This is a genomic window from Micromonospora sp. CPCC 206060, assembly GCF_036906895.1.
Lineage (GTDB): Bacteria > Actinomycetota > Actinomycetes > Mycobacteriales > Micromonosporaceae > Micromonospora.
In genome coordinates this window covers 1-3,830 of sequence record NZ_JBAKHU010000163.1, presented here as the reverse complement: position 1 = coordinate 3,830, position 3,830 = coordinate 1, and the positions used below count along the sequence as shown (strand labels likewise).

The window sequence follows — 3,830 nt, the reverse complement described above, 5'->3', positions numbered from 1 at the left end:
CGCAACGTGCGACCCTCATGACCAGGCTGCCCACCCGGCCGCCGACCCGAACGCGCCCGCAACGACCTCGGCGCCGGCTTGGCCAGCCCATCCGACGACGGCGGCCGCGACGAGTTCGACGAGTCCTGCCCGAGCCGAGCCCGCAGATCCGCGTTCTCCGCCCGCAACACCGCGTTTTCCCGCCGCAACCCGGCGTTGTCCCGCTCCAACTCAAGAACCCGGGCCTCCAACCGGGCAAGCCGCTCAAGCAGCTCCACGATGGACGGCGTTCCGGACACCCAACCATGATCCAACCCGAACGACCCAGGTCAAGCCGACCCGCCGACGAGCACCTGACCAGTCACGATCAGCTATGGCCGAGGCCGTTGCATCCCGGGACGAGCTCCGCGGACCGGTGCGGGCCGAGATCACCACCGACGGAATCGACTGCGTGACGGACTGGGAGAGCAACGTGGCGGCGTACCTGCGTGACCAACGCGGATACGGGCCGACGATCAATCACGGGCCTGTGTTCCATGGGAACGCCCAGGGCGGGCAGTGGGCGTGGGACAACCGCGACGTGGTGCAGCACCAGGACATTTCCCAGCAGGTGGCGCCAGAGCTTTATCCGCTCGCTGAAGCGGTTGCCGCCATCCTCAAGCAACTCCCGGCCTACGGGCTTAACCCTCGGGAGCAGCAGGACATCGAGGACGCCGCGAACGAGGTGCTGGCCGAGGTCCAGCAGGACCAGCCCGAGCCGGGAAAGCTGCGTCGGCTGGCGACGACCGTCAAGGGCTTCCTGTTCCCGATCGCGGCCGAGGCGGCGACCGAGGAGGTGCGCGAGCTGGCGCAGCAGGGCCTCGATCAGATCAGTGCGGCAATCACCTCGGCTGTGTAATGCCCGCACGCGTTGCCTGGTCGAAGGAGGGGTTTCTGATGCGTAAGCGGCCACCCGAGGCGATGTCGGTAGACCGGGCGGGGGACGTTCCTCTCGACTTCGGGGATGAGCCGCCAGGGGCGACGATGACGGCGTCGCTCAGGCTGATCGAGGTGCTGCGCCCGCGCTTTTTCGACCGCTGCCCGATCTGCGGTGACCCGGCGACGACGGAGGAGCACGTGCCGCCGCAGCGGCTCGGCGGCACAAAGATGACCCGGACCTGCGAGCGGTGCAATCACGGATTCGGAGCCTTCGTGGAAGCCGACCTGGTCGACTGGTTCGACGGAGCGCTGACGGTGCCGACCCTCGAGTCAGACGCGGTCCGAGGCAAGCGGCAGACAAGCCGGCTACTGCTGCGATGGACACCGAACGAGGAGTTTGTTCTCTTCGTTGAGGGCGGTAGTGACCCCGCCGTCAGGGAGATCCTGGCGGCCGGAGACGTCACCCTGGAGGTATCACTACCAGACAAGAATCGGTGGCTTCTCGCGCTCCTCAAGTCGATGTATCTCGCCGTATGCCTCAAGGTCGGCATACCCGAAGGCGAACCAGCAGACCTCCTGCGAGCCGAACTCCTGGCAGTGCGCAACGCCACGCGCAAAGCCGACGTGCCAGTGAGCGCGATCGCGCACGGGTTGACCGTACTGCGGCACTGGGGAGATCCGATCAGCGAGGAGTCCGTTGTGCTAGCCGAGGTTCAGCAGGAAACCGGGCCACTTCTGGGGGTCCTCCTCGCGGGCCGCGTTTTCGTCTCTCTGTCGTCAACGGTCGGCGACGCGGTGCCGGCGCCGACCGGGCGCCTAGCCCACCAACTCCAGGTCGGAGTTCCGGTGAAAGGCACGGTGGCATCGGTCCGTCCCGAGCCGCCGCGACAATCTCGCCGGACCCAGCCGGATTAGTTCGACCGCGCCCCCTGTCTGTTGGTTGCCCTGACTGGCCGCCCGCACTGTGAGCCGTGGGGTGCTCCTAGCTGTGAACGACCCAGGAGTCAAGCTCCTCCGCTCCTCTCAGGCGCGGCCAGACCGACGCAGGTGGGGGCCCCGACTCCACACGGCCAGCCGGGGACAAGGATGGTGTGCGTGACGGACGTTGAGACCTTGATCAGGCAGGTATGGAGCCCGGATGTCCGGCCGCTTGCCGAGGAAGCATGGCGGTGCTACAACGCCAGCGCCGACTCGAGCACCGTGCGGGTGACCCCGGCCAGGAGCCCACTCGGCCCGACCAGGGACACCCCATCGGCCTTGGCCCGCTCCACCAACTGCTGAGCGAACTCCACCTCCGCCGCCGTCGGTTGCCGAAGCTGAACACCGTTCTTCTTGTCTGCCATGACGTGGTCCTTCCCGGACAGGATCAACGTCCTGTCCAACGGACCACACTTAGGTCAAACACGGAAATCTACGCAGTCCCGCCACGCAACGACCCACGTGCAGCCCGTTTGGTACACGTAGCAAATCGGAAGCACACGTAGCATTTGGCAAGCACACGTAGCTTGCGTATGCTCAGTTGGCGGGCGTCACCAGGGCGTCCCACATCAAGGAGACGAACGTGACGGTCGCCGCAGAACCCCAGGGTCTCGCCCTCCCGCTGGAGATCCTCAACGTCGCTCTGGTGGATGACGCCGGTGGCGAACACATCGAGTGCCAGATGACTGCGGCTTACCTCGTGGATCTCCACAAGAATGGGCTGCTCTCACTCACCGGCAACATCCGCCCCGCCCACATGGAGGGCAAGCGGCTCATGGGCAAGACCAAGATCAAGGTCAACAAGTGGACCACCGAGCTGCTCGCCAACGAGGCGATCATTGGCAACATCTCTGTCAGGCTCGACCCCTCCAAATCTGACCACGAAGTCTGGTTCGACGACGAGACCGGGCAGCACAATCTGACCATCAACTCCGGTGTGCTCGACTGCGCGGTCGACTCTCTCTCACGGATCAAGGCGATCCTCGCTGCTGCCGACAACCCGCTGGGGAGCTTCGACCTCAGCACCCGCTTCCAAGTACGGATCTGGATGCTCGACGACGCGCTCGCGAAGAAGGTCGCTACCATTTACAACACCCGCGGTGACAAGGTCAACGACTCCACCGCGAAGTACGCCTACTCGGAGACCAAGGAGCAGGAACTCGCCCGCCGGCTCGTCAACGGCAGCGAGCACCTCGGCCAGGACAACATCGAGGTCCTGGCCAACTCGGTATCCGCCAGCTCACACAAGCTGACCGCCTACAACACCATCAGCAGGGCGATCGAGACCTCCTGGAAGGGTGGCCCCGTAACCCAAGCCGACGTTGAAGCCCAGTCCAGCTGGCTGATCAGCGCCTGGGACTCCCTGGTCAAGGTCCGCCCCGAGTACGGCAAGCTCTCGACGCCGGCGCGTCAGACCCAGCGGAAGAACACCATCGCGACCAGCGCCGTGGTGATCTACGGGCTCGTCGGCGCAATGTCGAAGATGTACACCGACCACGTGGACCCGGAGCTGGCGTTCAAGGCCATCGCAGCCAAGGAGGACGACTTCTTCGCCTGGGACAACCCGATCTGGATGGCCAAGGGCATCGTCACGCCGAGCGGGTCGGGCACCGGCGGATACGGCACGCGCAACAGCTTCCCATCTCGCCGCGCAGCCATCAATGTGCTCTGCGAGGCTATGGGCCTGGACGCGGACGACGCCGAGTAAGTCCGGACGGCAGCAGATGGGGCGACCAGGCCACAACGATGGCCTGGTCGCGCCATCTGATCTCTTTGCGCCTCGGGTAGTACGGGCCCGCTGCGGGGACGGGCCGACAATGACCGGTGGCCGCGGCCGGATTCGTCGTGGCGGTTACGGCAGCCGAGCCGAGGCCGAGCAGGCCCGGCTGGACCTGAGAGGGCGGTTACAGACGTTTAGTTAGATCTATGCGTTGGGTCCGTTTGGAGATCGTTCT

The 3,830-nt window shown here is 65.5% G+C and carries 5 protein-coding genes; 3 read left to right on the top strand and 2 right to left on the bottom strand.

The annotated features are described in order from the left end of the window. A partial coding sequence (locus V6U90_RS34135) for a DUF6444 domain-containing protein (protein WP_442933649.1) occupies nt 1–260 on the bottom strand: 260 nt, incomplete at its 3' end. 92 nt (nt 261–352) lie between these two features. On the opposite strand from V6U90_RS34135, the gene V6U90_RS32710 reads away from it, so the two are divergent. Both V6U90_RS32710 and V6U90_RS32705 read left to right on the top strand, forming a co-directional pair. After that, a complete protein-coding gene (locus tag V6U90_RS32710) occupies nt 353–877 on the top strand; it encodes a hypothetical protein (protein ID WP_334444934.1) in 525 nt (174 codons plus the stop codon). A 38-nt stretch (nt 878–915) separates the two neighbouring features. Next, nucleotides 916–1,812, top strand: a complete 897-nt coding sequence (locus V6U90_RS32705) for an HNH endonuclease (RefSeq protein WP_334444932.1) — start codon at nt 916–918, stop codon at nt 1,810–1,812. 257 nt (nt 1,813–2,069) lie between these two features. On the opposite strand, the gene V6U90_RS32700 is transcribed toward V6U90_RS32705, so the two are convergent. Continuing rightward, nucleotides 2,070–2,240, bottom strand: a complete 171-nt coding sequence (locus V6U90_RS32700; RefSeq protein ID WP_442933714.1) for a hypothetical protein — start codon at nt 2,238–2,240, stop codon at nt 2,070–2,072. Nucleotides 2,241–2,458: 218 nt separating this feature from the next. Between V6U90_RS32700 and V6U90_RS32695 the strand changes: the two genes are divergently transcribed. Continuing rightward, nucleotides 2,459–3,583: a DNA sulfur modification protein DndB gene (locus tag V6U90_RS32695; RefSeq protein WP_334444930.1), complete on the top strand. Its 1,125-nt coding sequence runs from the start codon at nt 2,459–2,461 to the stop codon at nt 3,581–3,583. Nucleotides 3,584–3,830: the final 247 nt, after the last annotated feature.